This is a genomic window from Pseudomonas sp. PDM21 (assembly GCF_014852505.2).
Lineage (GTDB): Bacteria > Pseudomonadota > Gammaproteobacteria > Pseudomonadales > Pseudomonadaceae > Pseudomonas.
Map to the genome: position 1 here is coordinate 6,419,079 of NZ_CM181223.1, position 26,711 is coordinate 6,445,789.

General features: G+C 65.4%; 25 protein-coding genes. 15 read left to right on the forward strand and 10 right to left on the reverse strand.

What is annotated here, in order from left to right; all coding sequences use genetic code 11:
* Positions 1-12 precede the first annotated feature (12 nt).
* Positions 13-2,577 (reverse strand): intermembrane phospholipid transport protein YdbH family protein, encoded by a 2,565-nt coding sequence (locus IB275_RS29600; protein ID WP_192293567.1) that lies wholly within the window; start codon positions 2,575-2,577, stop codon positions 13-15.
* A 172-nt stretch (positions 2,578-2,749) separates the two neighbouring features.
* Here IB275_RS29600 and dadR point away from each other — a divergent pair, with 172 nt between their 5' ends.
* The 3 genes from dadR to IB275_RS29615 all read left to right on the forward strand — a co-directional run bounded on the left by dadR (position 2,750) and on the right by IB275_RS29615 (position 6,331).
* Entirely contained in the window at positions 2,750-3,238 is a 489-nt protein-coding gene (dadR, locus tag IB275_RS29605) for a transcriptional regulator DadR (RefSeq protein WP_015479539.1), read from the forward strand.
* A 150-nt stretch (positions 3,239-3,388) separates the two neighbouring features.
* Positions 3,389-4,708, forward strand: a complete 1,320-nt coding sequence (locus IB275_RS29610; protein ID WP_192293570.1) for an NAD(P)/FAD-dependent oxidoreductase — start codon at positions 3,389-3,391, stop codon at positions 4,706-4,708.
* 69 nt (positions 4,709-4,777) lie between these two features.
* Positions 4,778-6,331, forward strand: a complete 1,554-nt coding sequence (locus tag IB275_RS29615) for a phospholipase D family protein (protein WP_192293572.1) — start codon at positions 4,778-4,780, stop codon at positions 6,329-6,331.
* Here the strand turns inward: IB275_RS29615 and IB275_RS29620 are convergent.
* Positions 6,328-7,497 carry an MFS transporter gene (locus tag IB275_RS29620; RefSeq protein WP_192293574.1) on the reverse strand — a complete coding sequence of 390 codons (1,170 nt, stop codon included), beginning with the start codon at positions 7,495-7,497 and terminating at the stop codon, positions 6,328-6,330. The genes IB275_RS29615 and IB275_RS29620 overlap by 4 nt on opposite strands.
* Before the next feature lie 299 nt (positions 7,498-7,796).
* Complete coding sequence (locus IB275_RS29625) at positions 7,797-9,290, reverse strand: aldehyde dehydrogenase (protein ID WP_192293576.1); 1,494 nt, start codon at positions 9,288-9,290, stop codon at positions 7,797-7,799.
* Between the two features lie 300 nt (positions 9,291-9,590).
* On the opposite strand from IB275_RS29625, the gene IB275_RS29630 reads away from it, so the two are divergent.
* Positions 9,591-9,953: a cupin domain-containing protein gene (locus tag IB275_RS29630; RefSeq protein ID WP_024762072.1), complete on the forward strand. Its 363-nt coding sequence runs from the start codon at positions 9,591-9,593 to the stop codon at positions 9,951-9,953.
* A gap of 126 nt (positions 9,954-10,079) precedes the next feature.
* Here IB275_RS29630 and rpmG read toward each other — a convergent pair whose 3' ends face one another.
* Positions 10,080-10,235 carry a 50S ribosomal protein L33 gene (gene rpmG / locus IB275_RS29635; protein ID WP_017520721.1) on the reverse strand — a complete coding sequence of 52 codons (156 nt, stop codon included), beginning with the start codon at positions 10,233-10,235 and terminating at the stop codon, positions 10,080-10,082.
* A 12-nt stretch (positions 10,236-10,247) separates the two neighbouring features.
* Positions 10,248-10,484, reverse strand: a complete 237-nt coding sequence (rpmB, locus tag IB275_RS29640; RefSeq protein WP_009614118.1) for a 50S ribosomal protein L28 — start codon at positions 10,482-10,484, stop codon at positions 10,248-10,250.
* A gap of 365 nt (positions 10,485-10,849) precedes the next feature.
* Here rpmB and IB275_RS29645 point away from each other — a divergent pair, with 365 nt between their 5' ends.
* Complete coding sequence (locus IB275_RS29645; RefSeq protein WP_192293578.1) at positions 10,850-12,421, forward strand: ABC transporter substrate-binding protein; 1,572 nt, start codon at positions 10,850-10,852, stop codon at positions 12,419-12,421.
* 10 nt (positions 12,422-12,431) lie between these two features.
* On the opposite strand, the gene radC is transcribed toward IB275_RS29645, so the two are convergent.
* The gene (radC, locus tag IB275_RS29650; RefSeq protein ID WP_192293580.1) at positions 12,432-13,106 is read right to left on the reverse strand and encodes a RadC family protein; all 675 of its coding nucleotides are present in this window, start codon (positions 13,104-13,106) and stop codon (positions 12,432-12,434) included.
* Between the two features lie 142 nt (positions 13,107-13,248).
* On the opposite strand from radC, the gene coaBC reads away from it, so the two are divergent.
* From coaBC to IB275_RS29675, 5 genes are all read left to right on the forward strand, one after another.
* Positions 13,249-14,457 carry a bifunctional phosphopantothenoylcysteine decarboxylase/phosphopantothenate--cysteine ligase CoaBC gene (gene coaBC, locus IB275_RS29655; protein ID WP_045217692.1) on the forward strand — a complete coding sequence of 403 codons (1,209 nt, stop codon included), beginning with the start codon at positions 13,249-13,251 and terminating at the stop codon, positions 14,455-14,457.
* Positions 14,458-14,464: 7 nt separating this feature from the next.
* The gene (dut, locus tag IB275_RS29660) at positions 14,465-14,920 is read left to right on the forward strand and encodes a dUTP diphosphatase (protein ID WP_045217694.1); all 456 of its coding nucleotides are present in this window, start codon (positions 14,465-14,467) and stop codon (positions 14,918-14,920) included.
* A 40-nt stretch (positions 14,921-14,960) separates the two neighbouring features.
* The gene (locus IB275_RS29665) at positions 14,961-17,585 is read left to right on the forward strand and encodes a phosphomannomutase/phosphoglucomutase (RefSeq protein WP_192293582.1); all 2,625 of its coding nucleotides are present in this window, start codon (positions 14,961-14,963) and stop codon (positions 17,583-17,585) included.
* Positions 17,586-17,605: 20 nt separating this feature from the next.
* A complete protein-coding gene (gene argB, locus IB275_RS29670; protein ID WP_184596569.1) occupies positions 17,606-18,511 on the forward strand; it encodes an acetylglutamate kinase in 906 nt (301 codons plus the stop codon).
* A 112-nt stretch (positions 18,512-18,623) separates the two neighbouring features.
* On the forward strand, positions 18,624-19,070 hold the full coding sequence (locus IB275_RS29675; protein ID WP_192293584.1) for an acyl-CoA thioesterase: 447 nt from the start codon (positions 18,624-18,626) through the stop codon (positions 19,068-19,070).
* 32 nt (positions 19,071-19,102) lie between these two features.
* On the opposite strand, the gene IB275_RS29680 is transcribed toward IB275_RS29675, so the two are convergent.
* Both IB275_RS29680 and pyrE read right to left on the reverse strand, forming a co-directional pair.
* Positions 19,103-19,735, reverse strand: coding sequence for a DUF4124 domain-containing protein (locus IB275_RS29680; RefSeq protein WP_412548191.1), 633 nt, complete (start codon positions 19,733-19,735; stop codon positions 19,103-19,105).
* Between the two features lie 20 nt (positions 19,736-19,755).
* Entirely contained in the window at positions 19,756-20,397 is a 642-nt protein-coding gene (gene pyrE / locus IB275_RS29685; protein WP_192293586.1) for an orotate phosphoribosyltransferase, read from the reverse strand.
* Between the two features lie 81 nt (positions 20,398-20,478).
* Between pyrE and crc the strand changes: the two genes are divergently transcribed.
* Complete coding sequence (crc, locus tag IB275_RS29690) at positions 20,479-21,258, forward strand: catabolite repression control protein Crc (RefSeq protein WP_045217700.1); 780 nt, start codon at positions 20,479-20,481, stop codon at positions 21,256-21,258.
* A gap of 73 nt (positions 21,259-21,331) precedes the next feature.
* Here the strand turns inward: crc and IB275_RS29695 are convergent, their stop codons facing one another.
* Together IB275_RS29695 and rph are read right to left on the reverse strand one after the other, a co-directional pair.
* Positions 21,332-21,703 carry a DUF4870 domain-containing protein gene (locus IB275_RS29695; RefSeq protein ID WP_192293588.1) on the reverse strand — a complete coding sequence of 124 codons (372 nt, stop codon included), beginning with the start codon at positions 21,701-21,703 and terminating at the stop codon, positions 21,332-21,334.
* Positions 21,704-21,752: 49 nt separating this feature from the next.
* Complete coding sequence (gene rph, locus IB275_RS29700; protein ID WP_015479557.1) at positions 21,753-22,472, reverse strand: ribonuclease PH; 720 nt, start codon at positions 22,470-22,472, stop codon at positions 21,753-21,755.
* A 166-nt stretch (positions 22,473-22,638) separates the two neighbouring features.
* On the opposite strand from rph, the gene IB275_RS29705 reads away from it, so the two are divergent.
* From IB275_RS29705 to spoT, 4 genes are all read left to right on the forward strand, one after another.
* A complete protein-coding gene (locus IB275_RS29705; protein WP_192293590.1) occupies positions 22,639-23,502 on the forward strand; it encodes a YicC/YloC family endoribonuclease in 864 nt (287 codons plus the stop codon).
* A gap of 52 nt (positions 23,503-23,554) precedes the next feature.
* Positions 23,555-24,166 carry a guanylate kinase gene (gmk, locus tag IB275_RS29710; protein WP_045217706.1) on the forward strand — a complete coding sequence of 204 codons (612 nt, stop codon included), beginning with the start codon at positions 23,555-23,557 and terminating at the stop codon, positions 24,164-24,166.
* A gap of 100 nt (positions 24,167-24,266) precedes the next feature.
* Entirely contained in the window at positions 24,267-24,533 is a 267-nt protein-coding gene (gene rpoZ, locus IB275_RS29715; protein ID WP_045217709.1) for a DNA-directed RNA polymerase subunit omega, read from the forward strand.
* 60 nt (positions 24,534-24,593) lie between these two features.
* A complete protein-coding gene (spoT, locus tag IB275_RS29720) occupies positions 24,594-26,702 on the forward strand; it encodes a bifunctional GTP diphosphokinase/guanosine-3',5'-bis pyrophosphate 3'-pyrophosphohydrolase (protein ID WP_192293592.1) in 2,109 nt (702 codons plus the stop codon).
* Positions 26,703-26,711 lie beyond the last annotated feature (9 nt).

Sequence of the window (26,711 nt, forward strand, 5' to 3'; positions counted from 1 at the left end):
ATCTCCTTGCGGTCATGGCGCGGCGGCCGGGTCGTTGCGCAGGCGTTCCTGCACGCGCTTGCGGATGGTGTCACTGACCCGGTCGCTCAGTTGCAGGCTGGTGAGCAGCTTGGGCACGTTCTCCTCCAGATTGACGTTGAGGTTGATCGGCCGCCCCTGCTCCAGCTCGGGATTGCGCCCGCTCAGGCTCAGGGCGAGGAGCAGCTTGCCGGATTCATCATAATCCACGCGGCTGCTCAGCTTGTCGTAGCGGAAATCGTCGATGGCGGTGGCCACCAGCTGCATGGCCGGGTTGCTCTGGCCCAGCGACTGGATCTTCGGCGAACGGAACTGCAGCACGCCGGGTTGCCGCGCGGCCACTTCGCCATTGCGGATCACCAGCTTGCCCTCGTGTAGACCCAGCGGCAGGTTGCCGTCGATGATGCCGTTGCCGGAAAGGCCCTCCGCCGGATAGGCCGCGAGGATCGCCTCCAGCGCCAGACCTTCCAGCTTCAGGGTAAGACCCTGCCCCAGCGCAGAAAGATCCACGGCCCCGGCCGGCAACCAGGCGCGCCCCTTGAACAGTCCCAGCTCCGCCTGCTGCCAGTCGACCCGGCCCGCCAGGGGCGCCGCCAGCGAGGCCTTGTAATTACCCTGCAGGGACAGCGGGCCGAGGGTGACGCCGGGGTTCAGCGTGGCGACTTTTACCTGCGGCAGATGCAGCGCCATCTGCGAGCCCTTCAGGGCGAACTTCGCCTGCAGGTCGAGGCCATGCACCTCGCTGCGATCGTAGACGCCCTCCAGCCCGCTGCCGCGCAGGTTCAGGTCGAGGCTCTGCGTCGCGGCGCCCGGCGGCAGGCGCCAGTTCAGGTCGAAGCTCGCCTTGCCGTTGTTCAGGCTGAGCAGGCCCGGCCAGTCGCCCAGGGACTTCTCCAGCGGGTTGCCGGTGCGCAGGAAGAACTCCGGCTGCCGCGCGACCAGGGCAACACCCTGCTTCATCGAGTGGCTCAGCTCGACCTCCGCATTCAGGCCACCGCTGTTGAGCAGCCGGCCCTTGAACTGCTGGGCTTCGAGGCTCGCCGCCAGTGTGCCCATGGCATTCCAGGACAGCGGTTTGACATGGGACTGGCGCAACTCGCCTACGGCCAGTTTCAGCGAGGCGTTGAATTGCAGGGTGGCCGGCGTGTCACTGGCGTAGCCCAGGCTCAGCGTGGCTTTACCCAGCGTGGCGGCGAGCTTGCTGGCCTTCAGCGACTGCGGGCCGGTCAGCGTGCCGACCTGCAACTGCGCGCCGTCGGCCAGGTTGAAACTCGCCGACTGTTGATCGATCCGACCGTCGAAGCTCAGGTCGAGTCGGCTGTTGTCGCCGCGCAGGCCGGCCATTTCCAGGTGCGGGACCTTCCCTTCCAGCCGCGAATCGCTAAGTTGCAGCGCCAGCGGGGTCGCCTCCAGCAGGGCCACGCGGGAGCGCAGGCGCAGGTCGGCGGCACCCACGGCGCGCAGGTCGGCGCGCACGCTGCCCACCTCTTCTTCCACGCCGGGCTCCAGATGCAACGTCAGGCGTGCCGGGCGCAGGCCGACCGGCAGCGCCTGCAACCAGTCGCCGTAAAGATCGGACAGGCGCAGATCACCGCTGACCACCGAAGGGCGCCAGCCGCTATCGGTCGCGCTGGCGATCAACCTCAGGTCGCCCTGCAGGTTGCCCGCGCCCGGCAGCGGCCAGGGCTGCGGTAGCTGCAGGGACAGGTCGATACTGCCGCGTCCATCACGCAGGCCCGGCCAGTCCGGCCAGGCGGCGTCGCCGGCCAGCTGGGTGTCCCAGCTCAGGCGCAGACGCCCGGCCTCGGGGATCGGCAACGGCAGGTTCGGTGTCGGCAACCACATGCCCAACCAATTGCGCACCGCCTGCACCGGTGGCACGGCGGGGCTGGCAATGCTGCCGCTGAGCTGGCGGCTGGCCGGCGCCCAGCTGGAATCCAGGGAAAGCAGCGGCTCGTTGTCCAGGTAGCTGTCCAGTTGCAGGCGCCACTGGCCGTCGCCCGGTTGCAGCAGGCCGTTGAATGCCAGTTGCTGTCCGCCCTGGCGTAGCTCGCCGCCCAGTGCCGCGGCACCGCCCTGGATCTGCTGCCAGTGCGCGCTGCCATTGAGCGTACAGCGTTGCTCGCGGGCGCAGGGCAATTCGACGGCGACGCGCTCCAGCGCCAGCCGCCCGGGCAGCAGAGCCAGCCAGCGGTTAAGCTGGGTGATATCCGGCAGCCCGGCATCTTCTTCCGGCGCGCCCTGCCCCGGCCACTGGCGGATATCGATGCTGCGGGCAGCCAGCTCCTTCAGGCGCCAGCGTCCGTCTTCATGCTCGGGCCAGCCGACACTCAGGTCCTGCAGCTGGATCGCCAGTCGTGAGCCATCCGGCGTCTGCCGCTGCAGGGCCAGGCGCTGCAGCGTCAGGCCCTCGCGGGAAATGCCCAGCCCCTGCCACTGCTCGACACTGACTCCGGCATTCCCCAGCAGGCGCGGAACCGCCAGCCACGCCGCGCCGGCCGCCATTGCCAGAAGCAGCAACAGCAGCAGGAGAACGGTGCGCAGACGGGGCAGCGACATACGAAAGCCTCGGCAGAAAGCGGCCGGCTTCGCCCGACAGGGGCAAAGCCTTGGCCTACAGGCTGGCCGTCCGGCGCGGGAAGTTCAAGGGATGCCAGTGATATTCCCTGCACAACCGACTATATTGCCGACATTCCCCCAAAGCTCATCGCTCGACTTCAGAGTCATACCCATGAGAACCCAGCATCAAAGCCGCCGCGAACTGGACAAGATCGACCGCAACATCCTGCGTATCCTGCAGGAGGAAGGTCGCATCTCCTTCACCGAACTGGGCGAGCGCGTCGGCCTCTCCACCACGCCGTGCACCGAGCGCGTGCGCCGGCTGGAGCGCGAGGGGATCATCATGGGCTACAACGCCCGGCTGAACCCGCAGTACCTCAAGGCCAGCCTGCTGGTGTTCGTCGAGATCAGCCTGGACTACAAGTCCGGCGACACCTTCGAGGACTTCCGCCGTTCGGTGCTCAAGCTGCCCCACGTGCTGGAGTGCCACCTGGTGTCGGGCCACTTCGACTACCTGGTAAAGGCGCGCATTTCGGAGATGGCCTCCTACCGCAAGCTGCTGGGCGACATCCTGCTCAAGCTGCCCCACGTTCGCGAATCCAAGAGCTACATCGTGATGGAAGAGGTGAAGGAAAGCCTCACCCTGCCCATCCCGGACTGAAAAGCGGTCTGATTCCCCGCCGTTCGCGGCAATCTCAAAAGATCTATTTACGACTTCCCGGCGTTTTTTCCCGTGCAGCTATTGGCTGGGCGGGAAGTCGGCGTTTATCCTGCGTAAAATTTTAACAACACAAAAATCAGGATATCGCACATGAACGCCCGCGTTCACCAGCCGGTGCACACCGACCGCCACGCCCCGTCCTACTACGCCGCGAGCGTCAATCGCCGCCTCGAAGTACCGCCCCTGGCGGGCGAGGAAAAGGCCGATGTATGCGTCATCGGCGGTGGCTTCTCCGGGCTGAACACGGCCATTGAACTGGCGGAGCGCGGGCTCTCGGTGATCTTGCTGGAAGCGCATCAGATCGGCTGGGGTGCCAGCGGTCGCAACGGTGGCCAGTTGATCCGCGGCGTCGGCCACGGCCTGGAACAGTTCGAGCCGGTGGTGGGCGCCGACGGCGTCCACGCGATGAAGCTGATGGGCCTGGAAGCGGTGGAGATCGTCCGCCAGCGCGTCGAAAAATACGCCATCGACTGCGACCTGACCTGGGGCTACTGCGACCTGGCCAACAAGCCCTCGGACGTCGAAGGCTTCCAGGAAGACTTCGACGAGCTGAAAAGCCTCGGCTACCGCCACGAACTGCGCATGATCCCGCAGGATCAGATGCGCTCCATCGTAGGCTCCGACCAGTACGTCGGCGGCATGGTAGACATGGGCTCGGGCCACCTGCACCCGCTCAACCTCGCTCTGGGCGAAGCCGCCGCGGCACAGAGCCTGGGCGTGAAGCTGTTCGAGCACTCCGCCGTCACCGGCATCGACTACGGCAGCGAAGTGCGCGTGCGCACCGCCCAGGGCAGCGTGCGCGCCAAGTCCCTGGTAATCGCCTGCAATGCCTACCAGAACGGCCTGAACCATTATCTCGACGGCAAGGTACTGCCTGCCGGCAGCTACGTGATCGCCACCGAGCCGCTGTCCGCCGAGCGGGCCCACGCCCTGCTGCCGCAAAACATGGCGGTGTGCGACCAGCGCGTGGCGCTGGACTACTACCGGCTCTCCGCCGACAACCGCCTGCTGTTCGGCGGTGCCTGCCACTACTCCGGGCGCGACCCGGCGGACATCGCCGCCTACATGCGACCGAAGATGCTCAAGGTGTTCCCGCACCTGGAAAACGTGCGCATCGACTACCAGTGGGGCGGCATGATCGGCATCGGCGCCAACCGCCTGCCGCAGATCGGCCGCCTGCCTGACCAGCCCAATGTGTATTTCGCCCAGGCCTACGCCGGCCACGGGGTGAACGCCACGCACCTGGCCGGCAGGCTGCTCGCCGAAGCCATCACCGCCCAGCAGGGCAGCGGCTTCGAGCTGTTCGCCAAGGTGCCGCACATCACCTTCCCCGGCGGCAAGCTGCTGCGCTCGCCGCTGCTGGCCTTAGGGATGGCCTGGTACCGATTCAAGGAAACCCTCGGCGGCTGACCGCCTGCGCGATCCACCGGCTAGAATCTTCCGCAGCCCGTCACCGGCGGGCTTGTCGGAGACTCCTCTTTGCTTCCACGCCTGCTCCTGCTGATCCTGCTGGCCCTGGGTGGCTGCGCCAGCGCGCCGCCGCCCGAGCCTTCGCACGTGCTGCCGGTGCAGGGCACCCGGCTGGACAACCAGATCAGCGAACAGGCCGCCGCCCATCCGGGGCAATCCGGCTTCCACCTGCTGGCCTCCAGCGTCGATGCCTTCCTCGCCCGCGCCGAGCTGATCCGCAAGGCCCAGCGCAGCCTCGACGTGCAGTACTACATCGTCCACGACGGCCTCACCACCCGCGCGCTGATCCGCGAGCTGCTGCACGCGGCGGACCGTGGTGTGCGCGTGCGCATCCTGATCGACGACACCAGCAGCGACGGCTGGGACTACGAACTGGGCACCCTCGCCGCCCACCCGAACATCCAGGTCCGCCTTTTCAACCCGCTGCACCTGGGCCGCAGCACCGGTGTCACGCGCAACCTGGGGCGGCTGTTCAACCTCTCCGAACAGCACCGGCGGATGCACAACAAGCTGCTGCTGGCGGACAACAGCGTGGCCATCGTCGGCGGCCGCAACCTGGGCGACGAGTACTTCGACGCCAAGGCCGAGATGAACTTCAGCGACCTCGACCTGATGGGCGTCGGCCCGGTGGCGCAGTCGCTGGGGCAGAGCTTCGACCAGTACTGGAACAGCCGCATCAGCCGGCCCATCGAGGACTACCTGTGGGGCGACCCGGACCTCGACGAGCTCAACCGCATGCGCCGCAAGCTGGACCACTACCTGGCGAAGGAGCGGGTGAAGAGCTCCAGCTACATCGCCCGGCTCAACCGCAACAGCGACCGCCCGCACCTGCAGAACTGGCTGGACGAACTGGTCTGGGCGCCGGGCAAGGCAGTCTGGGACACCCCCCTGAAAGTCCTCGACCACGGCGATCCGAAGGGCGAGTACCTGCTCAGCACTCAACTGCAGCCGCTGTTCGACGGGGTGTCGAAGGAACTGATCCTGGTCTCGGCCTACTTCGTACCGACCAGCGCCGGTGTCGACTACCTGACCCAGCGCGCCGACAGCGGCGTCAGCGTGCGCCTGCTGACCAATTCACTGGAGGCGACTGATGTGCCGGCCGTGCACGCGGGCTATGCGCCCTATCGATTGGAGCTGCTGGAGCACGGGGTGAAGCTCTACGAGCTACGCGCCGATCCGGACCAGCGCCTGTCCGGCGCACCGTGGATGGTACGTGGGTCGAGCAGCGCCAGCCTGCACAGCAAGGCAGCGGTGTTCGACCAGCGGAAGGTGTTTGTCGGCTCGCTGAATTTCGATCCGCGCTCGGTGCTGTGGAACACCGAGGTCGGCATCATCGTCGACAGCCCGGAGCTGGCCGACCAGGTACGCCGCCTGGCGCTGGCGAGCATGTCGCCGAGCGTCAGCTACCAGGTGAAGGTCGCACCGCACAGCGACCCGCCGAAGCTGGTCTGGATCGAAGAGCGCGGCGGCAAGCTGGTGGCGCTGGACCGTGAGCCGGGCAACGCCTGGCGCCGGCTCAACGCATGGATCGCCGGCGCCATCGGGCTGGAGAAGATGCTCTAGGAGCGCTCCTGCTGCAGCTGCGCGTCGGTCGAACGCATCACCGGCGGCAATCCGCGCAGGCTCACCAGGATCACGAAGCCTACCGCCCCCAGCGCCATCACCAGCGGCAGCGCGTGGCCGCTGATCCACTGGCTGGCCGCTCCCGTTGCCAACGGACCGATCAGGCAACCGATGCCCCAGAGCTGGGCGATGTGCGCGTTGGCACGGACCAGCGCGTCGTCGCGGTAGCGCTCGCCGATGAGGATCAACGACAGGGTGAACAGCCCGCCCGCACTGGCGCCGAACAGCACCAGCACCGGCCAGATGGCGATGTGGTGAAGCAGTGGCGGCATGGCCAGGCTGCTGAGGCACAGCACGATGCCGCAGCCCTTGAACAGCGTCTGCCGCGAGATGCGATCGGCCAGCCAGCCGATGGGCAGCTGCAGCAGCGCATCGCCGACCACCACCGTGCTGACCATCGCCAGCGCTACCGCCTGGGTGAAGCCCTGCTGGATGCCGTAGACCGGCAGCAGGGTGAGGATCATCGCCTCGAAGCCGGCGAACAGCACCACCGCCCAGGCGATCGCCGGGAGCTGGCCGCAGAAGGCGAACAGCCCGCGCCCGCTGGCGCTGTGCGGGTCGACCCTGGGCGCGCCGGTACGGCCGAGCAGCAGCAGGGAGCCGCCCACCAGCAGGCAGACGCTGAACCAGAAGCCGCGGTTGTCGGCGGTGCCGATGAAGGTCAGCAGCACCGGGCCGGACAGCTGGCTCAGTGCATAGCCGGTGCCATACAGGGCGACCAGGCGGCCGCGCCATTTCTCGATGGCCAGCTGGTTGATCCAGCTTTCTCCGAGGATAAACACGACAGTCAGTTGCACCCCGATCAGCAGGCGCAGGAACAACCAGATCGGGTAGCTCTGCAACAGCGCCAGCAGGCCGACCGAGAAGGCTCCGGACAGCAGGCACAGGCGCATCAGCCGTGGCGTGCCGACCCGCGCCGCGAGGCGCCCGGCAATCATCGCGCCCAGCAGCACACCCACGGCCGGCGTGGACGCCATGACGCCGATGGCGAAGTTGCCATAGCCCCAGCCTTCCAGGCGCAACGAGACCAGCGGCATGGTCAGGCCCAGGGCCAGACCGATGCTGATGACGGCAGCACACACAGCGAAATACGGTCCCCAACGCATTGTCTTTCTCCCGTTCCATCCGGAGCGCACGCCAGGCGCGAGGGGTGCCCGATGCGCAATGCACAGCGGCCGGGCTTCCCTGAGGGAAACCCGGCCGCGGGTGTGGCTCTTTGTCAGAGCCGGCCCCAGACTCGGGGCCGACCTGTACCAGCCTGAATCGCTAAGTTCGCCACGGAGGGCTCGAGCTAGAGCCAGGCAAGGCGAGAGCGAATTTTGGCGCGGAGTTTACTCTCGTAAATGAGCAGCCAAAATTCGCTCTCAACGCAGCATGGCCGACGCGCAGCCCCTCCGAACCGACCTTAGAGTTTGATCCAGGTGGCTTTGAGCTCGGTGTACTTGTCGAACGCGTGCAGCGACTTGTCGCGGCCGTTGCCGGACTGCTTGAAGCCACCGAACGGAGCGGTCATGTCGCCGCCGTCGTACTGGTTCACCCACACGCTGCCGGCACGCAGTGCCTTGGCGGTCAGGTGAGCCTTGGACAGATCGCTGGTCCACACCGCGGCGGCCAGGCCGTACGGGGTGTCGTTGGCGATGCGCACGGCTTCTTCGGCATCGGTGAACTCGATGACCGACAGCACCGGGCCGAAGATCTCTTCACGGGCGATGCGCATGGCGTTGGTCACGCCGTCGAAGATGGTCGGCTCGACATAGGTGCCGCCAGTCTCTTCCAGAGTGCGCTTGCCGCCGGCCACCAGCTTGGCGCCGTCGTCGTGGCCAGCCTGGATGTAGCTCAGCACGTTGTTCATCTGGGTGGTGTCGACCAGCGCACCGACGTTGGTTTCCGGGTCCAGCGGGTTGCCCGGCTTCCAGGCCTTGATGGCTTCGACGACCATCGGCACGAACTCGGCCTTGATCGACTTCTCCACCAGCAGGCGCGAGCCGGCGGTGCAGACTTCGCCCTGGTTGAAGGCGATGGCGCTGGCGGCAGCTTCAGCAGCGGCTTTCAGGTCCGGAGCATCGGCGAAGACGATGTTCGGGCTCTTGCCACCGGCTTCCAGCCAGACGCGCTTCATGTTGGATTCGCCCGCGTAGATCATCAGTTGCTTGGCGATCTTGGTCGAACCGGTGAACACCAGGGTGTCGACGTCCATGTGCAGGGCCAGGGCCTTGCCGACGGTGTGGCCGAAGCCCGGCAGGACGTTGAATACGCCTTTCGGGATGCCGGCCTCGATGGCCAGCTGGGCGATACGGATGCCGGTCAGCGGGGACTTCTCGGAAGGCTTGAGGATCACCGAGTTACCGGTGGACAGCGCCGGGCCGAGTTTCCAGCAGGTCATCAGCAGCGGGAAGTTCCACGGCACGATGGCAGCGACAACGCCGACCGGCTCGCGGGTAACCAGGCCCAGTTCGTTGTGGGCGGTGGCGGCCACTTCGTCGTAGATCTTGTCGATCGCTTCACCGCTCCAGCGCAGGCTGTTGGCGGCGCTGGACACGTCGATGCTCAGCGAGTCGCTGATCGGCTTGCCCATGTCGAGGGTTTCCAGCAGGGCCAGTTCCTCGGCGTTCTCCAGCAGCAGCTCGGAGAAGCGGATCATGACCTTCTTGCGCTTGGCCGGGGCCAGGCGCGACCAGGAGCCGGAATCGAAGGCGGCACGGGCGACCTGCACGGCACTTTCGGCATCGGCCAGGTCGCAGCTGGCGACCTTGGCCAGGAAACGGCCATCCACGGGGCTGAGGCAATCGAAGGTGGCGCCGGATGCGGCGTCGACGTATTCACCGTTGATGAAGGCGCGGCCTTCGATCTTCAGGTCCTTGGCGCGAGCTTCCCAATCGGCGCGAGTGAGGGTACCCATGACAACGTGTCCTCTTATTAATGTACTTATCAGGTGCAGGCGCCCGGCGGGCGCGCTGTCAAAAATTCCGCAAGGCGGAGCAAACGCATGCTGTTGGCCACCCTAAACCGGAGGCTGCCAATTTTCAATATTTTTTACACTAAGCGGCCAAATGGCCTTGTCACGTTCGTTTTATTAAACATAGACTGCCCCGATTCGTCGGCTGATGGTTTTCCGACAGCCGCTTCGGAGTAAATATCCAACAGCGCTGCGCGTGCCCGCACGCACTCTCGCCAACAACTCTAAAGAACCGAGACCGCCATGAACGTCGAGCAGATCGTCGATTTCGCCCAGGCCACCACCGCCCCCGAACACTACCGCCCCGCCCCGGACCGCATCATCAAGGGCGACCCGGCGCAGAACGTGCGCAACCACTACGCCAGCGACTGCGGTCAGTTCAACGTGGGCATCTGGGAAGGCGAGCCGGGCCACTGGAACGTCAGCTACACCGAGCACGAGTACTGCGAGATTCTCCAGGGCGTGTCGGTGATCCGCGACGCCAACGGCGGCGCCAAGACCGTGCGCGTCGGCGACCGCTTCGTCATCCCGGCCGGCTTCAGCGGCACCTGGGAAGTGCTGGAGCCCTGCCGCAAGGTCTACGTGATCTTCGAACAGAAGGCCTGAGCCCCGCACACGAAAAAGCCCGCCGATCGGCGGGCTTTTTTTCGTCCACGAACTTCGCCAGGGGAAATCGCAGGCAAGAAAAAACCCGCCACGAAGGGCGGGTTTCTTCACAAGGGCGAAGATCAATTACTTGATCTTGGCTTCCTTGTAGATCACGTGCTTGCGAACAACCGGATCGTACTTCTTGATCTCGATTTTCTCAGGCTTGGTACGCTTGTTCTTGTCGGTGGTGTAGAAGTGGCCGGTACCGGCGCTGGACACCAAACGGATCAGTTCGCGCATGACTGCAGCTCCTTAGAATTTTTCGCCGCGGGCGCGCAGGTCGTTCAGAACGGCCTCGATGCCACGCTTGTCGATGATACGCATGCCTTTGGCGGAAACGCGCAGACGCACGAAGCGCTTCTCGGATTCAACCCAGAAACGGTGGTGCTGCAGGTTCGGCAGGAAACGGCGGCGGGTTTTGTTGTGTGCGTGGGAAATGTTGTTCCCGGTAACCGGACCCTTACCGGTCACTTGGCAAACTCTCGACATGGCTCAGCCCTCTGTAAACCACATGCCAAACCCGGCATGGGTTGGCTGCTTAACTCAATAGGATTCTCAGTTTCACCGGGGTCTTAACTGCCGCTTCGCCGCGATCGAGTCGCAGGATCAGAGCAGGGCCCCAGAAAAGAGCGCAGCTTTATATCAGAAAGACACTCAGCGCTGCAAGGGAAAGCATGACTCGGAAAACTCGACGCCAGCCCCCGTGGGGCGCGGCACCCGTGCCGTTCGTCGCCTGTCATCGTTGTGACCGGCGGCGGCTTGGTCTAGGGTAGCTCCTTCGAGGCTGCCAACAGCCTTGCATGACCCGCCCAGCCTCGCGGATGGGCATCTTGCCAGCTCACACGGAGTTCGTCATGCGTCTTGCCCTTCTTTCCCTCCTTCTTTCCCCTGCCCTCGCCAGCGCCGCCTCGCTGAGCGTGTGCACCGAAGCCAGCCCTGAAGGCTTCGACGTGGTCCAGTACAACTCGCTGACCACCACCAACGCCTCGGCCGACGTGCTGATGAACCGCCTGGTGGACTTCGACGCCGCCCGCGGCGAAGTGGTGCCGAGCCTGGCCGAAAGCTGGAAGGTCTCCGACGACGGCCTGACCTACGACTTCCAGTTGCGCGACGGCGTGGCCTTCCACCACACCGACTACTTCAAGCCGAGTCGCGACCTGGGCGCCGACGACGTGGTGTTCAGCTTCCAGCGCATGCTCGACCCGGCCCAGCCTTGGCACAAGGTCGCGCAGAGCGGCTTCCCCCACGCCCAGTCAATGCAGCTGCCGAGCCTGGTCAAGGCCGTGGACAAGGTCGATGAGCACCACGTGCGCTTCAGCCTCAACCACCCGGACGCCACCTTCCTGGCGATGCTCAGCATGGGCTTCGCCTCCATCTACTCCGCCGAGTACGCCGACCAGCTGATGAAGGCCGGCACCCCGGAGAAGCTCAACGCCCAGCCGATCGGCACCGGCCCCTTCGTCTTCAAGCGCTTCCAGAAGGACGCCGTGGTGCGCTACACCGCCAACGCCGAGTACTTCGGCGGCAAGCCGGCGGTGGATAACCTGGTGTTCGCCATCACCCCGGACGCCAGCGTGCGCCTGCAGAAGCTCAAGCGCGGCGAATGCCAGATCGCCCTGTCGCCCAAACCGCTGGACGTCGAAGCCGCGCAGAAGAGCGCCGAGCTCAAGGTCGAACAGACCCCGGCCTTCATGACCGCCTTCGTCGGCATCAACAGCCAGCACCCGCCATTGGATAATCCCAAGGTGCGCCAGGCGATCAACCTCGCCTTCGACAAGGGCAGCTACCTCAAGAGCGTATTCGCCGGCAGCGCCACCGCCGCCGACGGCGTCTACCCGCCCAACACCTGGAGCTACGCCAAGGACATTCCCGGCTACCCGCGGGACCTGGACAAGGCCCGTGCGCTGCTGGCCGAAGCCGGGCACAAGGACGGTTTCAAGACCACCATCTGGACCCGTCCTTCGGGCAGCCTGCTCAACCCCAACCCCAGCGTCGGCGCGCAACTGCTGCAGGCGGACCTGGCACAAATCGGCATCCAGGCCGAGATTCGCGTGATCGAGTGGGGCGAGCTGATCCGGCGCGCCAAGGCCGGCGAGCACGACCTGCTGTTCATGGGCTGGGCCGGCGACAACGGCGACCCGGACAACTTCCTCACCCCGCAATTCTCCTGCGCCAGCGTCAAGTCCGGGCTGAACTTCGCGCGTTACTGCGACGAGAAGCTCGACGGCCTGATCAGCCAGGGTAAGGCTGTGGCTGACCAGGCCAAGCGCAGCGAGCTGTATCACCAGGCGCAGCAGATCATCCACGACCAGGCGCTGTGGCTACCCCTGGCGCACCCGACCGCCTCGGCGCTGACCCGCCAGAATGTGAAGGGCTACCAGGTGAACCCCTTCGGCCGCCAGGATTACTCGAAGGTACAGTTGTAGCGCGCCGGAGCTAGAGCATCCCCAGCTCGGCCATGGATTGCGGCTCGCCGTCGCCGACGATGAAGTGATCGAGCACGCGCACGTCGATCAGCGCCAGCGCCTCGATGATGCGCCGGGTCAGCAGGCGGTCGGAGTGACTCGGCTCGCAGATACCCGAAGGATGGTTGTGCGCGAGGATCAGCGCGGCGGCGTTGTGCGCCAGGGCACGCTTGACGATCTGCCGCGGGTAGACGCTGGCGCTGTCGATGGAGCCGTGGAACAGCACCTCGAAGTCCAGCATGCGGTGGCGGTTGTCCATGAACAGGCAGGCGAACACTTCATGAGGCTCGTGGCGCAGCCGTGCCTTGAGGAAGTCGCGCACCGCCTGCGGGCTTTCCAGGGCGGGGCCACGATCCATGTCCTCGGCCAGGTGCCGGCGGCTCATCTCCAGCACCGCCTGGAGCTGGGTGAACTTGGCCGGCCCCAGCCCGCGATGGCTGCAGAACGCCTCGAGATCGGCCTCCAGCAGCGCCCGCAGGCTGCCGAACTCCACCAGCAGCCGGCGCGCCAGGTCGACGGCGCTGCAACCGGTCACGCCGGTGCGCAGGAAAATCGCCAGCAACTCAGCGTCACTCAGACTCGCCGCGCCCTGTTCGAGCAAGCGCTCACGGGGCCGCTCCGATGCCGGCCAATCGAGAATTCTCACGCAACCTCCCAGGTCTGGTCCGCCCGCTGTTCCGGCGCAGGCGCTGTGCTATCTTAGCCCCCTCGCTGCGCGCGGCCGGAGGCCTGGGGAGGCGTCATCGGCTTCAGCGCGCGTCATCCATTTCCGTATTTAAGGCTGGCCTATGCAGCGGCTCTATCGTAAACGCATCGTTCTGGGCGTCGGCGGCGGTATCGCCGCCTACAAGAGCGCCGAACTGGTCCGCCGGTTGCGCGACCAGGGCGCCGAGGTGCGTGTCGTGATGACCCAGGGCGGCCGCGAGTTCATCACCCCGCTCACCCTCCAGGCCCTGTCCGGCCATCCGGTGCATCTGGATCTGCTCGACCCCGCCGCCGAAGCGGCCATGGGGCATATCGAGCTGGCCCGCTGGGCCGATCTGGTGCTGATCGCCCCCGCCACCGCCGACCTCATGGCGCGCCTGGCCCAGGGCGTGGCCAACGACCTGCTGACCACCCTGGTGCTCGCCACCGACGCCCAGGTCGCCCTGGCGCCGGCAATGAACCAGGCCATGTGGCGCGACCCGGCCACTCAGGTGAATGCCGAGCTACTGCGTAGCCGCGGCCTGCATTTCTTCGGCCCCGCCGCCGGCAGCCAGGCCTGCGGCGATGTCGGTCCGGGGCGCATGCTCGAGGCCGAAGAGCTGGCGCAACTGGCCGCCGACTGCTTCGAGTTCAAGGCCCTGACCGGCCAGCACATCCTGATCACCGCAGGGCCGACCCAGGAAAACATCGACCCGGTGCGTTACATCACCAACCACAGCTCCGGGAAGATGGGCTTCGCCCTGGCCGAAGCGGCCGCCGAAGCCGGCGCCCGCGTGACCCTGGTGACCGGCCCGGTGCACCTGCCGACCCCGGACCGCGTTAGCCGCGTCGACGTGGTCAGCGCCCGCGACATGCTCGCCGCCTGCGAAGCGGCGATGCCGGCGGACATCCTGATCGCTTCCGCCGCGGTGGCCGACTACCGCCCGGAACTGGTCGCCACGCAGAAACTCAAGAAAGACCCCACCACTGGTGACGGCCTGCTCTTGCAGCTGGTGCGCAATCCCGACATTCTCGCCACCCTCTCGCTGCGCGAGGACCGGCCCTTCAGCGTCGGCTTCGCCGCGGAGACCGAGAACCTGCTCGAATACGCCTCGCGTAAGCTCAAGGACAAGAATCTCGATCTGATCGTCGCCAATGACGTCGCAAATCCGTCCATCGGCTTCAATAGTGAAGAGAACGCCATCACGGTCATCGACCGCGAATTGCACAAGACTGCGTTCGCCCAGACCAGCAAGGGCAAGATCGCCCGCCAGCTGATTGCCTTCATCGCCGAACGCATCAATCAACACTGAGAACTCAATGCATTCCCTGCAAGCCAAGATCCTCGATCCCCGCCTGGGCAGCGACTTCCCGCTGCCGCAGTACGCAACTCCCGGTTCCGCCGGCCTCGACCTGCGCGCCATGCTTCAGGAGGACTGCGTCCTCGAGCCGGGCCAGACCGTACTGATCCCTACCGGCCTGTCCATTTACGTCGCCGATCCGGGCCTGGCTGCGCTGATCCTTCCGCGCTCGGGCCTGGGCCACAAGCACGGCATCGTGCTGGGCAACCTGGTCGGCCTGATTGACTCGGACTACCAGGGCGAACTGATGGTCTCCTGCTGGAACCGCGGCCAGACAGCATTCAAGATCGCCATTGGCGAACGCATCGCCCAGCTGGTGCTGGTGCCGGTGGTGCAGGCGCACTTCGAGCTGGTCGAGTCTTTCGACGAGAGCCAGCGCGGCGCCGGCGGCTTCGGTCATTCCGGCAGCCATTGACCCTTTTTCCTTTCAGGATGAATCGCCGAGGAGACGTTGCATGAAACTTTTCCAACGCACTGCCAAGGACAGCGCCGAACTGCCGGAACTCGTACCGGCGGAGAAGCCCGTCAAAGGGCTGGCGGCCAAGGTCGACCTCAAACCGCTGCTGCCCGCCCTGGTCCTTACCGTCGGCGGCGTAGCGGCGGCCGGGGTGCTGCTGTGGTTCAGCCTGTTCGGTCAGGCGGACAAGACCCACATCGCTCAACTGAGCAGCGCCTGGTCGGAAAGCCAGGCCGGCGCTCTGCACCAGTCACTCAGCCTGCTGGCCGCGGACAGCCGCGCCATGGCCAGCGACTCGCAGCTGCTGCCGACCCTGCAGAGCAATGATCCGACGCGCATCGCCGCGCTGGAGAAGGCGCTGAGCCAGGGCCATCTGGACGGGCTGGTGGACGTTCACCTGAATGCTACCGGTCAGGCCGTACAGGACACCTCCCGCCCCGGCCCGCTCAACTATGCCGCGCTGGACATGCTGCACCGCGTCGAGAGCGGCCAGGCCGTGGCCCCGGAAGCCTACAAGGTCGGCACCCGCTGGCTGGTCTACAGCCCCACCGCCCTGCGCGGTGCGGACAACTCGATCCAGGGCTCGCTGCTGCTGGTCGTCGACCTGCAACGTCTGCTCGGCAGCCTGCCGCCGATGTCCGCCGATATCGGTCAGCTGCAGCTTTCCCAGCAGTTCGGCAACTCGCCGGCACAGGTGCTGCTGCAGCGCGGCCAGGCCAGTGAGGGTGCACCGCTCAGCATCGCCAGCGGCAACCCGAACTGGAAACTGAGCTTCACCCCTGGCCCAACCCTCACCAACCCGCTGTACTCGCCGGCCCTGCTGGGCATCGCCGCACTCCTCGCGCTGGCGGGCGGCCTGCTCGGCCTCTATCTTGCGCAAAGTGCGATGCAGCGCCGGGTCAGCAAGGATGCCCAGGCCCTGGGGCAGTTCATTCAGGAACTCGCCGGCCAACGCACTGCCAAAGCTCCTGAGCTGAGCCTGCCGAGCCTGCAGGCGCTGGCTCAGGCGCTGGCTCGTCAGCCGCGTCGCAAGACCGAAACACCGGGTGCCAGCGCTCCCGTCGCGCCTGCAGCCGCCGCCCAGCCAGTCCCGGCTGTCGCCGCTGCCAGCGCCCCGGCCGCTGCCACCGAAACGCCATTGGTCGATCCGCTATTCCAGAACACCGACATTCTGGACATCGACATTCTTGATGAAGACCAGGATCTCCTGGGATTGGAGCAAACACACGCTATGAGCACGCCTAAAGCCCCGCAGCTGCCCGCCAGCATCTTCCGCGCCTACGACATCCGTGGCGTGGTCGGCGACACCCTGACCACCGAGACCGCCTACTGGGTCGGCCGTGCAATCGGCTCCGAAAGCCTGGCGCGCGGCGAGCCGTGTGTCTCCGTGGGCCGTGACGGCCGCCTGTCCGGCCCCGAGCTGGTGCAGCAACTGATCCAGGGCTTGGTCGACTGCGGTTGCCAGGTGACCGACATCGGCATGGTGCCGACCCCGGTCCTGTACTACGCAGCCAACGTCCTGGAAGGCAAGTCGGGCGTGATGCTCACCGGCAGCCACAACCCGCCGGACTACAACGGCTTCAAGATCGTCGTCGCCGGCGAGACCCTGGCCAATGAGCAGATCCAGGCCCTGCGCGAGCGCATCCAGAACGACGACCTCGCTTCCGGCGTGGGCAACGTGCAGCAGGTCGACATCCTGCCGCGCTACTTCCAGCAGATCCGCGACGACATCGCCCTGGCCAAGCCGCTGAAAGTGGTGGTGGACTGTGGCAACGGCGTGGCCGGCGTGATCGCCCCGCAACTGATCGAAGCCCTGGGCTGCACCGTGATCCCGCTGTACTGCGACGTCGACGGCACCTTCCCCAACCACCACCCGGACCCGGGCAAGCCCGAAAACCTGGAAGACCTGATCGCCAAGGTGAAAGAGACCGGCGCCGACCTGGGCCTGGCCTTCGACGGCGACGGCGACCGCGTGGGCGTGGTGACCAACGAAGGCACCATCATCTACCCCGACCGCCTGCTGATGCTGTTCGCCAAGGACGTGGTATCGCGCAACCCGGGCGCCGACATCATCTTCGACGTCAAATGCACCCGTCGCCTGATCTCGCTGATCAGCGGCTACGGCGGCCGCCCGGTGATGTGGAAGACCGGCCACTCGCTGATCAAGAAGAAGATGAAGGAAACCGGCGCCCTGCTCGCCGGCGAGATGAGCGGCCACATCTTCTTCAAGGAGCGCTGGTACGGCTTCGACGATGGCATCTACAGCGCCGCCCGCCTGCTGGAAATCATCAGCCTGGACAAGCGCGATGCCGAGCGCGTGTTCTCCGCGTTCCCGATGGACATCTCCACCCCGGAAATCAACATCACCGTCACCGACGAGGGCAAGTTCGCCCTGATCGAGGCGCTGCAGGCCCGAGGCCAGTGGGGTGAAGCCAACCTCACCACCCTCGACGGCGTGCGTGTGGATTACCCCAAAGGCTGGGGCCTGGTTCGCGCGTCCAACACCACGCCGGTGCTGGTCCTGCGCTTCGAGGCGGATTCCCAGGAAGAACTGGAACGCATCAAGGAAGTGTTCCGCACCCAGCTGAAAGCGGTCGACCCCGCCCTCAGCCTGCCCTTTTGACCTCTATGCCGGAGCCCACCATGACCCAGAGCCGCGATGACGCCGCCCAGGTTGCCCGCGTCCTTGCCGAAGCCCTGCCCTACATCCGCCGTTTCGTCGGCAAGACGCTGGTGATCAAGTACGGCGGCAACGCCATGGAAACGGACGAGCTGAAGAACAGCTTCGCCCGCGACGTGGTGCTGATGAAAGCCGTCGGCATCAACCCGGTGGTGGTCCATGGTGGTGGTCCGCAGATCGGCGACCTGCTCAGCCGCCTGTCGATCGAGAGTCACTTCATCGATGGCATGCGCGTCACCGACGCGCAGACCATGGATGTGGTGGAGATGGTCCTCGGCGGCCAGGTGAACAAGGACATCGTCAACCTGATCAACCGTCATGGCGGCAGCGCCATCGGCCTGACCGGGAAAGACGCCGAGCTGATCCGTGCGAAGAAGCTCACCGTCACCCGTCAGACGCCAGAGATGACCAAGCCGGAAATCATCGACATCGGCCACGTGGGCGAAGTCACCGGGGTCAATGTCGATCTGCTGAACATGCTGGTCCAGGGTGACTTCATCCCGGTCATCGCGCCGATCGGCGTGGGCGCCAACGGCGAGTCCTACAACATCAACGCCGACCTCGTGGCCGGCAAGGTGGCCGAGGCGCTGAAGGCCGAGAAGCTGATGCTGCTCACCAACATCGCCGGCCTGATGGACAAGCAGGGCCAGGTCCTCACCGGCCTGACCACGGAACAGGTCAATGAGCTGATCGCCGACGGCACCATCTACGGCGGCATGCTGCCGAAGATCCGCTGCGCCCTCGAGGCGGTCCAGGGCGGCGTAACCAGCGCACACATCATCGATGGCCGCGTACCCAACGCAGTGCTGCTGGAGATCTTCACCGACAGCGGTGTCGGTACGCTGATCACCAACCGCAAGTCGCGCTGATCGAAACGACGACACCCGCCAGGAGCGATCCTCGCGGGTGTTTTTCTGCCTGCTCGAAACGGCGACAGCTTCATGGACGCGCCGCCTCGATCAGGTTTCCAGGAGCTTCCGCATGGCCGCATCTCCCGTTTCCCGCAACGACTTCAGCTTCTTCCACGGCCTGCGCGTGCGCTGGTCGGAGGTCGATCCGCAAGGCATCGTCTTCAACGGCAACTACCTGACCTATGCCGACGTCGCCACCACCGAGTATTACCGCCATCTGGGCGTGAGCTACCCGGCCGACCTGCTGCGCGGCGGTGGCGATCTGTTCGCGGTGAAGACCACCCTGGAATACCTGGCACCCGCACGCTTCGACAACTGGCTGGAAATGGGCGTGCGCGTCAGCCGGCTGGGCCGCAGCAGCCTGACCTTCCAGGTATCGATCTGGTGTGAGGAAACTCTGCTGACGTTGGGCGAGCTGATCTACGCCTATGCCGGCGAAGACCGGACGAGCCAACCCCTGCCGGACTGGCTGCGCGGTAAAATCAACGAATTCGAGCGCGTCTCGCCTCAGCAGTAAGGGCCGCAGTACGCGCGGCGAGAGCGTCGGCCTCAGTTGCCGCCGGATATCTGGGCGAAACGCGCCCGGTCGGAGGCGAAGCTGCTCTGCGCCTGGGTGCGCAGTTGCTGATAGCGGGCGATGTCCTGCTTCAGGCGTTGCTCATCGCTGCGCAGGTTGCTCAGCTGCGCGACCAGGTCCTCTGGCACCTGGCGCCCGGCGCGTTCCTGCTCGGCGGCGCGGGCTTGCAGGTTGGCCTGCTGCGTTTTCAGCGACTGCAGGTTGCCCTTGGCCACGCTGGCCAGCCCATCGAGCTCAGCCAGCTTGCGGTCGCGTGCGCGGTCGACGTCATCCACGCTGGTGTACATGCGCATCAATTGCTGGTCGGAACTGGCTTGGGCGGCATCTGCCTTGCGCTGCTCGATCTCGGCGGCAGTCGGCGCTGGCGGCACCTCACGGATCACCCGGCCCTGGTCGTTGAGCACCTGGTAGCCCTTGCCGATGTACTGCGGCGGTACGCCAAGGCGGTCGATGACGGTGATGCCCCGGTCATCGACATAACGGTACAACTCCACTGCGCCGCCGGCACTGGCTGCCGGTTTGCCGGCAGCTAGCACCTGGCCTGCAAGCATGGCCCCCAGAAGCCCCATCAACACCCTGTAGCGGTAAGCACCCTGCTTGGCCATGCCCGACACCCTTGTTCCGGTTAGATACCGTACTGCGCTCGATAGGCCTCGACAGCCGCGAGATGCTGCTTGAGCTGCCCGTCACCAGCCAGATATTCCAGCACCTGCTCCAGCGAGACAATGCTTACGACCGGGATCGAGAAGTCCCGTTCAACTTCCTGGATCGCCGACAGTTCGCCCTTGCCGCGCTCCTGGCGGTTCAGCGCGATCAACACGCCGGCGGCCTGGGCCCCCTGGGCGTCGATGATCTGCATGACTTCGCGGATCGCGGTGCCAGCGGTGATCACATCGTCGATGATCAGCGCGCGACCGGCCAGCGGTGCGCCGACCAGCGTGCCACCTTCGCCGTGGTCCTTGGCTTCCTTGCGGTTGAAGCACCAGGGCAGGTCGCGGCCGTGCTGTTCGGCCAGCGCAATGGCTGTAGCGGCCGCCAGCGGAATTCCTTTATAGGCCGGACCGAACAACACGTCGAAAGGTATGCCGCTGTCGACCACCGCGCTGGCGTAGAAACGACCCAGCTGGGACAGCGCAACGCCGGTATTGAACAGACCGGCATTGAAGAAGTACGGACTGGTACGTCCGGACTTGAGGGTGAATTCGCCGAAACGAAGAACGCCGCGCTCGATGGCGAAGCGGATGAAATCGCGTTGATATGGCTGCATGGGAGAGAACCGGCCGGTATGAATTTAGCTAAACCGTTTGAGCTCGGGTATCATACACACACGTGATTTTGGGGGCCATTTATGCGGATCATCAGTGTGAACGTGAATGGTATTCAGGCTGCAGCCGAGCGTGGTTTGCTCAGTTGGCTGCAAGCCCAGAATGCCGACGTGATCTGCTTGCAGGATACCCGCGCCTCCGCTTTCGATCTGGATGACCCATCCTACCAACTGGATGGCTACTTCCTGTACGCCTGCGATGCCGAAGTGCCCAGTCAGGGCGGCGTCGCAATCTATAGTCGTCTGCAACCCAAGGCTGTCATAAGCGGTCTGGGTTTCGAGATGGCCGATCGTTACGGGCGCTACCTGCAAGCCGATTTCGATAAGGTGAGTATCGCCACTCTCCTGCTGCCTACCGGGCAGGAAGGGGACGAGAACCTGAACCACAAGTTCAAGTTCATGGACGATTTCGCCCAGTACATGAACAAGCAGCGCCGCAAGCGCCGCGAATACATCTATTGCGGCTCGCTGTACGTCGCGCACCAGAAGCTGGACGTGAAGAACTGGCGCGAATGCCAGCAATCGCCGGGCTTCATGGCGCCGGAGCGTGGCTGGATGGATGAGATCTTCGGCACCATGGGCTATGTCGACGCCCTGCGCGAGGTCAACCGCGAAGGCGACCAGTACAGCTGGTGGCCGGACAGCGAACAGGCCGACCTGCTCAACCTGGGCTGGCGCTTCGACTATCAGATCCTCACGCCGGGTCTGCGCCGCTTCGTGCGCAGCGCCAAGCTGCCGCGCCAGCCGCGCTTCTCCCAGCATGCGCCACTGATCGTCGATTACGACTGGACCCTGAGCATCTGAGTCCTGTCGCGCCGCCGCAAGGCGGACAGAAAAAAGCCGGCTTCGAGCCGGCTTTTTCGTGTCTGGAGCGCGCTTACTTGATCGGCCGCCAGGTGAAGGGATAGCGGTAATCCAGCCCTTCGTTGGCCTTGATTCCGGCAATGATGGTCAGCACCAGCGCGCCGATGCTCACCAGCCCCAGCAGCAAGAAGCCGATCACCACCAGCATCAGCAGGCAGCTGACCACCACCGCGAGGCTCACGGTGATCTGGAAGTTCAGCGCTTCCTTGCCCTGACGGTCCACGAACGGGTCCGATTCACGCTTGATCTGCCAGACGATCAGCGGCCCGAGCAGGTTGCCGAAGGGGAAGATGAAGCCGAGGAAGGCGGCGAAGTGGCAGAACATCGCCCACTGGCGGGCTTCCTGGCTCGGCTGAACCTGCTGTACCGGTACTTCGTCGCTCATTCTTTCGCTCCTTGCACTTGAAGATCGGGCGGGCGTGCCGCCCGCCGGGTCAGTCTGCCAGCGCGGCGCGCTGCAGTTCGAACAGCTCGCGCAGGCCCTGCTGCGCCAGTTCCAGCATGGCATTGAGCTCGGCCGGCTGGAAGGGGGCGCCCTCGGCGGTGCCCTGGACTTCGATGAAGCCGCCGGCATCGGTCATGACCACGTTCAGGTCGGTCTCGGCGGCGGAGTCTTCCAGGTAGTCCAGGTCCAGTACCGGCTCGCCCTGGTACATGCCCACGGACACCGCGGCGACCATCTGCTTGAGCGGGTTGCCCTTGAGCGCGCCGCGCTTCTTCAGCACGGCCAGGGCGTCGATCAGCGCCACGGTAGCGCCGGTGATGGAAGCGGTGCGGGTGCCACCGTCGGCCTGGATCACATCGCAGTCGATGTACAGAGTGTTCTCGCCCAGCTTGGACAGGTCCAGCGCGGCACGCAGGGAGCGGCCGATCAGACGCTGGATTTCCAGGGTGCGGCCACCCTGCTTGCCGCGCGCGGCTTCGCGCTGGTTACGCTCGCCGGTGGAACGCGGCAGCATGCCGTATTCGGCGGTCAGCCAGCCCTGGCCCTGGCCCTTGAGGAAGCGCGGCACACCGGATTCGGCGCTGACGGTGCAGATCACCTTGGTGTCGCCGAACTCGACCAGCACGGAGCCCTCGGCGTGCTTGGTGTAATGGCGGGTGATACGGATCGGGCGCAGTTGGTCGGCGGCGCGGCCACTGGGACGGTTCATGGAGGCATCCTGTACAGATTACTGGCGGGGGAATGTCCGCCATTATAGAGGCCAGCGGACGGGCGCAACCACCGCCGGCGTACTGCGGCACGCTACGCTGGGGTACAATTACCGGTTTCCGACGACCTGTCGGCCGTTTTCCCAGTCCATTCAGAGAGGTGACTCCATGGTCCACAGCATGACCGCCTTCGCCCGCGTCGAGCGCGCCAGCACCCATGGAACCCTGAGCTGGGAGCTGCGCTCGGTCAACCACCGCTACCTCGAGCCCAACCTGCGCCTGCCCGAAGCCTTCCGCGACCTCGAAGGTGCGGTGCGCGAGGCGCTGCGCCAGGGCCTGTCGCGCGGCAAGGTGGAATGCACCCTGCGCTTCAACGAGGAAAACGCCGGCAAGGCGCTGCAGGTCGACCGCGAGCGCGCCGGGCAACTGGTCGCCGCCGCCGAGACCGTCGCCGACCTGATCAAGAACCCCGCCCCGCTCGATCCGCTGGCCGTGCTGGCCTGGCCCGGTGTGCTGGTAGGCGATGCCGCCGATCCACAGGCGCTCAACGCCAGCGCGCTGGCCGCCTTCAACCAGGCCCTGGATGAACTCAAGGCCGGCCGGGCCCGCGAAGGTGCAGAGCTTTCGAAGATCATCGACGAGCGCCTGACAGCCATGCAGGAAGACGTGGCCAACCTGCGCCAGCTGGTGCCGGAAATGCTCGCCAACCAGCGCCAGAAAGTACTCGACCGCTTCACCGAGATGAAAGCCGAGCTCGACCCGCAGCGCCTGGAACAGGAAATGGTCCTGCTGGCGCAGAAGAGCGACGTCGCCGAGGAACTGGATCGCCTGACCACCCACGTCACCGAAGTACGCCGCGTGCTCAAGGCGGGCGGCGCCGCCGGCCGGCGCCTGGACTTCCTGATGCAGGAACTCAACCGCGAGGCCAACACGCTGGGTTCGAAGGCTTTCGACCCGCGCTCCACCCAGGCCGCAGTCAACCTCAAGGTCCTGATCGAGCAGATGCGCGAACAGGTCCAGAATATCGAGTAAGCCGGACACATCCGGCTTCAACCACAGTCAACCGCAACTCCAGGAAAGCGCCATGTCCGGCACCCTCTACATCGTTTCCGCGCCGTCGGGCGCCGGCAAGACCAGCCTGGTCAAGGCCCTGCTCGACGCCATGCCCAGCGTGCGCGTCTCCGTCTCCCACACCACCCGCGGCATGCGCCCGGGCGAAGTGGACGGGGTGAACTACCACTTCGTCGGCCACGACACCTTCCGCGCCATGCTCGAGCGCAACGAATTCCTCGAGCACGCACAGGTCTTCGACAACCTCTACGGCACTTCCCAGCGCTGGGTCGAGAAGACCCTCGCCGAAGGCAACGACCTGATCCTGGAGATCGACTGGCAGGGCGCGCAGCAGGTACGCCGGCTGATGCCCCAGGCGCAATCGATCTTCATCCTGCCGCCGACCCAGGAAGCCCTGCGCCAGCGCCTGACCAACCGTGGCCAGGACAGCGACGAGGTGATCGAGCGGCGCATGCAGGAAGCCGTCAGCGAAATGAGCCACTATGTGGAATACGATCACCTGGTGATCAACGACGATTTCGCCCACGCGCTGGAAGACCTCAAGGCGATCTTCCGCGCCCGCCAACTCCGTCAGGATGCCCAGCAGCAGCGTCATACCGAGCTGCTGCAACGCCTGTTGGCCTGAAGTCGCCGAGAGAAGGCACTTCCATAAAGATTGGCGATTTTTTAGACTATCCAGTCCGCCCGGCATTTTCCGGGCCTACATTTTAGTAACGAGGAACACCATGGCCCGCGTCACCGTTGAAGACTGCCTGGACAACGTCGATAACCGTTTCGAGCTGGTCATGCTCGCCACCAAGCGTTCGCGTCAGCTGGCCACCGGCGGCAAAGAGCCGAAGGTACCGTGGGAAAACGACAAGCCCACCGTCGTCGCCCTGCGCGAAATCGCTTCCGGCCTGATCGACAACGAAATCGTTCTGCTGGAGGACGTGGTTGAAGAAGAACCGCTGTTCGCTGCCTTCGAAGACGAGGCCAACAACGAGGCTCTGTAAGTCGATGTCCGGCCGACGAATCGGTGCACTGCGACGTACCGCTCGGCAGGGGGTGAACCCATGCCGAGCATAGATGCCTTCGCCGATCGTCTGTCGAGCTATCTGGGCCCGGACCAGGTCAATCTGGTCCGCCGCGCCTACTACTACGCCGAGCAGGCCCACGACGGGCAGCGCCGCCGCAGCGGCGAGGCTTACGTCACCCATCCGCTCGCCGTCGCCAATATCCTCGCCGACATGCACATGGACCATCAGAGCCTGATGGCCGCCATGCTGCACGACGTGATCGAGGACACCGGCATCGCCAAGGAAGCGCTCACCGCGCAGTTCGGCGAAACCGTCTCGGAACTCGTGGACGGGGTCAGCAAGCTGACCCAGATGAACTTCGAGTCCAAGGCCGAGGCGCAGGCCGAGAACTTCCAGAAGATGGCCATGGCCATGGCGCGCGACATCCGCGTGATCCTGGTGAAGCTGGCCGACCGCCTGCACAACATGCGCACCCTGGAAGTGCTGTCCGGCGAGAAGCGCCGGCGCATCGCCAAGGAAACCCTGGAAATCTACGCCCCCATCGCCAACCGGCTGGGCATGCACAGCATGCGCGTGGAATTCGAGGACCTGGGCTTCAAGGCCATGCACCCGATGCGCTCCGAGCGCATCCGCCAGGCGGTGAAGAAGGCCCGTGGCAACCGCCGCGAGATCGTCGGCAAGATCCAGGAATCGCTGGTCAACTGCCTCGCCCGCGAAAGCATGGAAGGCCAGGTCCTGGGCCGCGAGAAGCACCTGTTCAGCATCTACAAGAAGATGCGCGGCAAGCGCAAGGCGTTCAACGAGATCATGGACGTCTACGCCTTCCGCATCGTGGTCGACAAGGTCGACACCTGCTACCGCGTGCTCGGCGCCGTGCACAACCTGTACAAGCCGTTCCCCGGTCGCTTCAAGGACTACATCGCGATTCCCAAGGCCAACGGCTACCAGTCGTTGCACACCACGCTGTTCGGCATGCACGGCGTGCCCATCGAGATCCAGATCCGCACCCGCGAGATGGAAGAGATGGCCAACCACGGCATCGCCGCGCACTGGCTGTACAAGTCCAGCGAAGAGGAAGCGCAGAAAGGCACCCATGCCCGCGCCCGTCAGTGGGTGAAGGGCATCCTCGAGCTGCAGCAGCGCGCCGGCAACTCGCTGGAATTCATCGAGAACGTGAAGATCGACCTGTTCCCGGACGAGGTCTACGTCTTCACGCCCAAGGGCCGCATCATGGAGCTGCCCAAGGGCTCCACGGCCGTCGACTTCGCCTACGCGGTGCACACCGACGTCGGCAACAGCTGCATCGCCTGCCGTATCAATCGCCGCCTGGCGCCGCTTTCCGAACCGCTGCAGAGCGGCGCGACGGTGGAAATCGTCACCGCACCGGGTACCCGGCCGAACCCGGCCTGGCTCAACTTCGTGGTCACCGGCAAGGCGCGTACGCACATCCGCCACGCGCTCAAGCTGCAGCGCCGCTCCGAGTCGATCAACCTCGGCGAGCGCCTGCTGAACAAGACGCTGGCCGGCTTCGACAGCCACCTGGAAAAGATCCCGCAGGAACGCATCCAGGGCGTGCTCAACGAATACCGCATGGAAGTCTTCGAGGACCTGCTCGAAGAGATCGGCCTGGGCAACCGCATGGCCTACGTGGTCGCGCGCCGCCTGCTGTCCAGCGAGGGTGAGCAGGCCCCCAGCGCCGAAGGGCCGCTGGCGATCCGTGGCACCGAAGGCCTGGTGCTCAGCTACGCCAAGTGCTGCACGCCGATTCCCGGCGACCCGATCGTCGGCCACCTGTCGGCCGGCAAGGGCATGGTCGTGCACCTGGAGAACTGCCGGAACATCAGCGAAATCCGCCACAATCCGGAAAAGTGCATCCAGCTCAGCTGGGCCAAGGATGTCACCGGCGAATTCAACGTCGAACTGCGCGTCGAGCTGGAACACCAGCGCGGCCTGATCGCCCTGCTGGCGACCAGCGTCAACGCCGCCGACGGCAACATCGAGAAGATCAGCATGGACGAGCGCGACGGTCGCATCAGCGTGGTCCAGCTCGTCGTCAGCGTGCATGACCGCGTGCACCTGGCCCGCGTCATCAAGAAGCTGCGCGCGCTCAAGGGCGTGATCCGCATCACCCGCATGCGCAACTGATCCCACCCC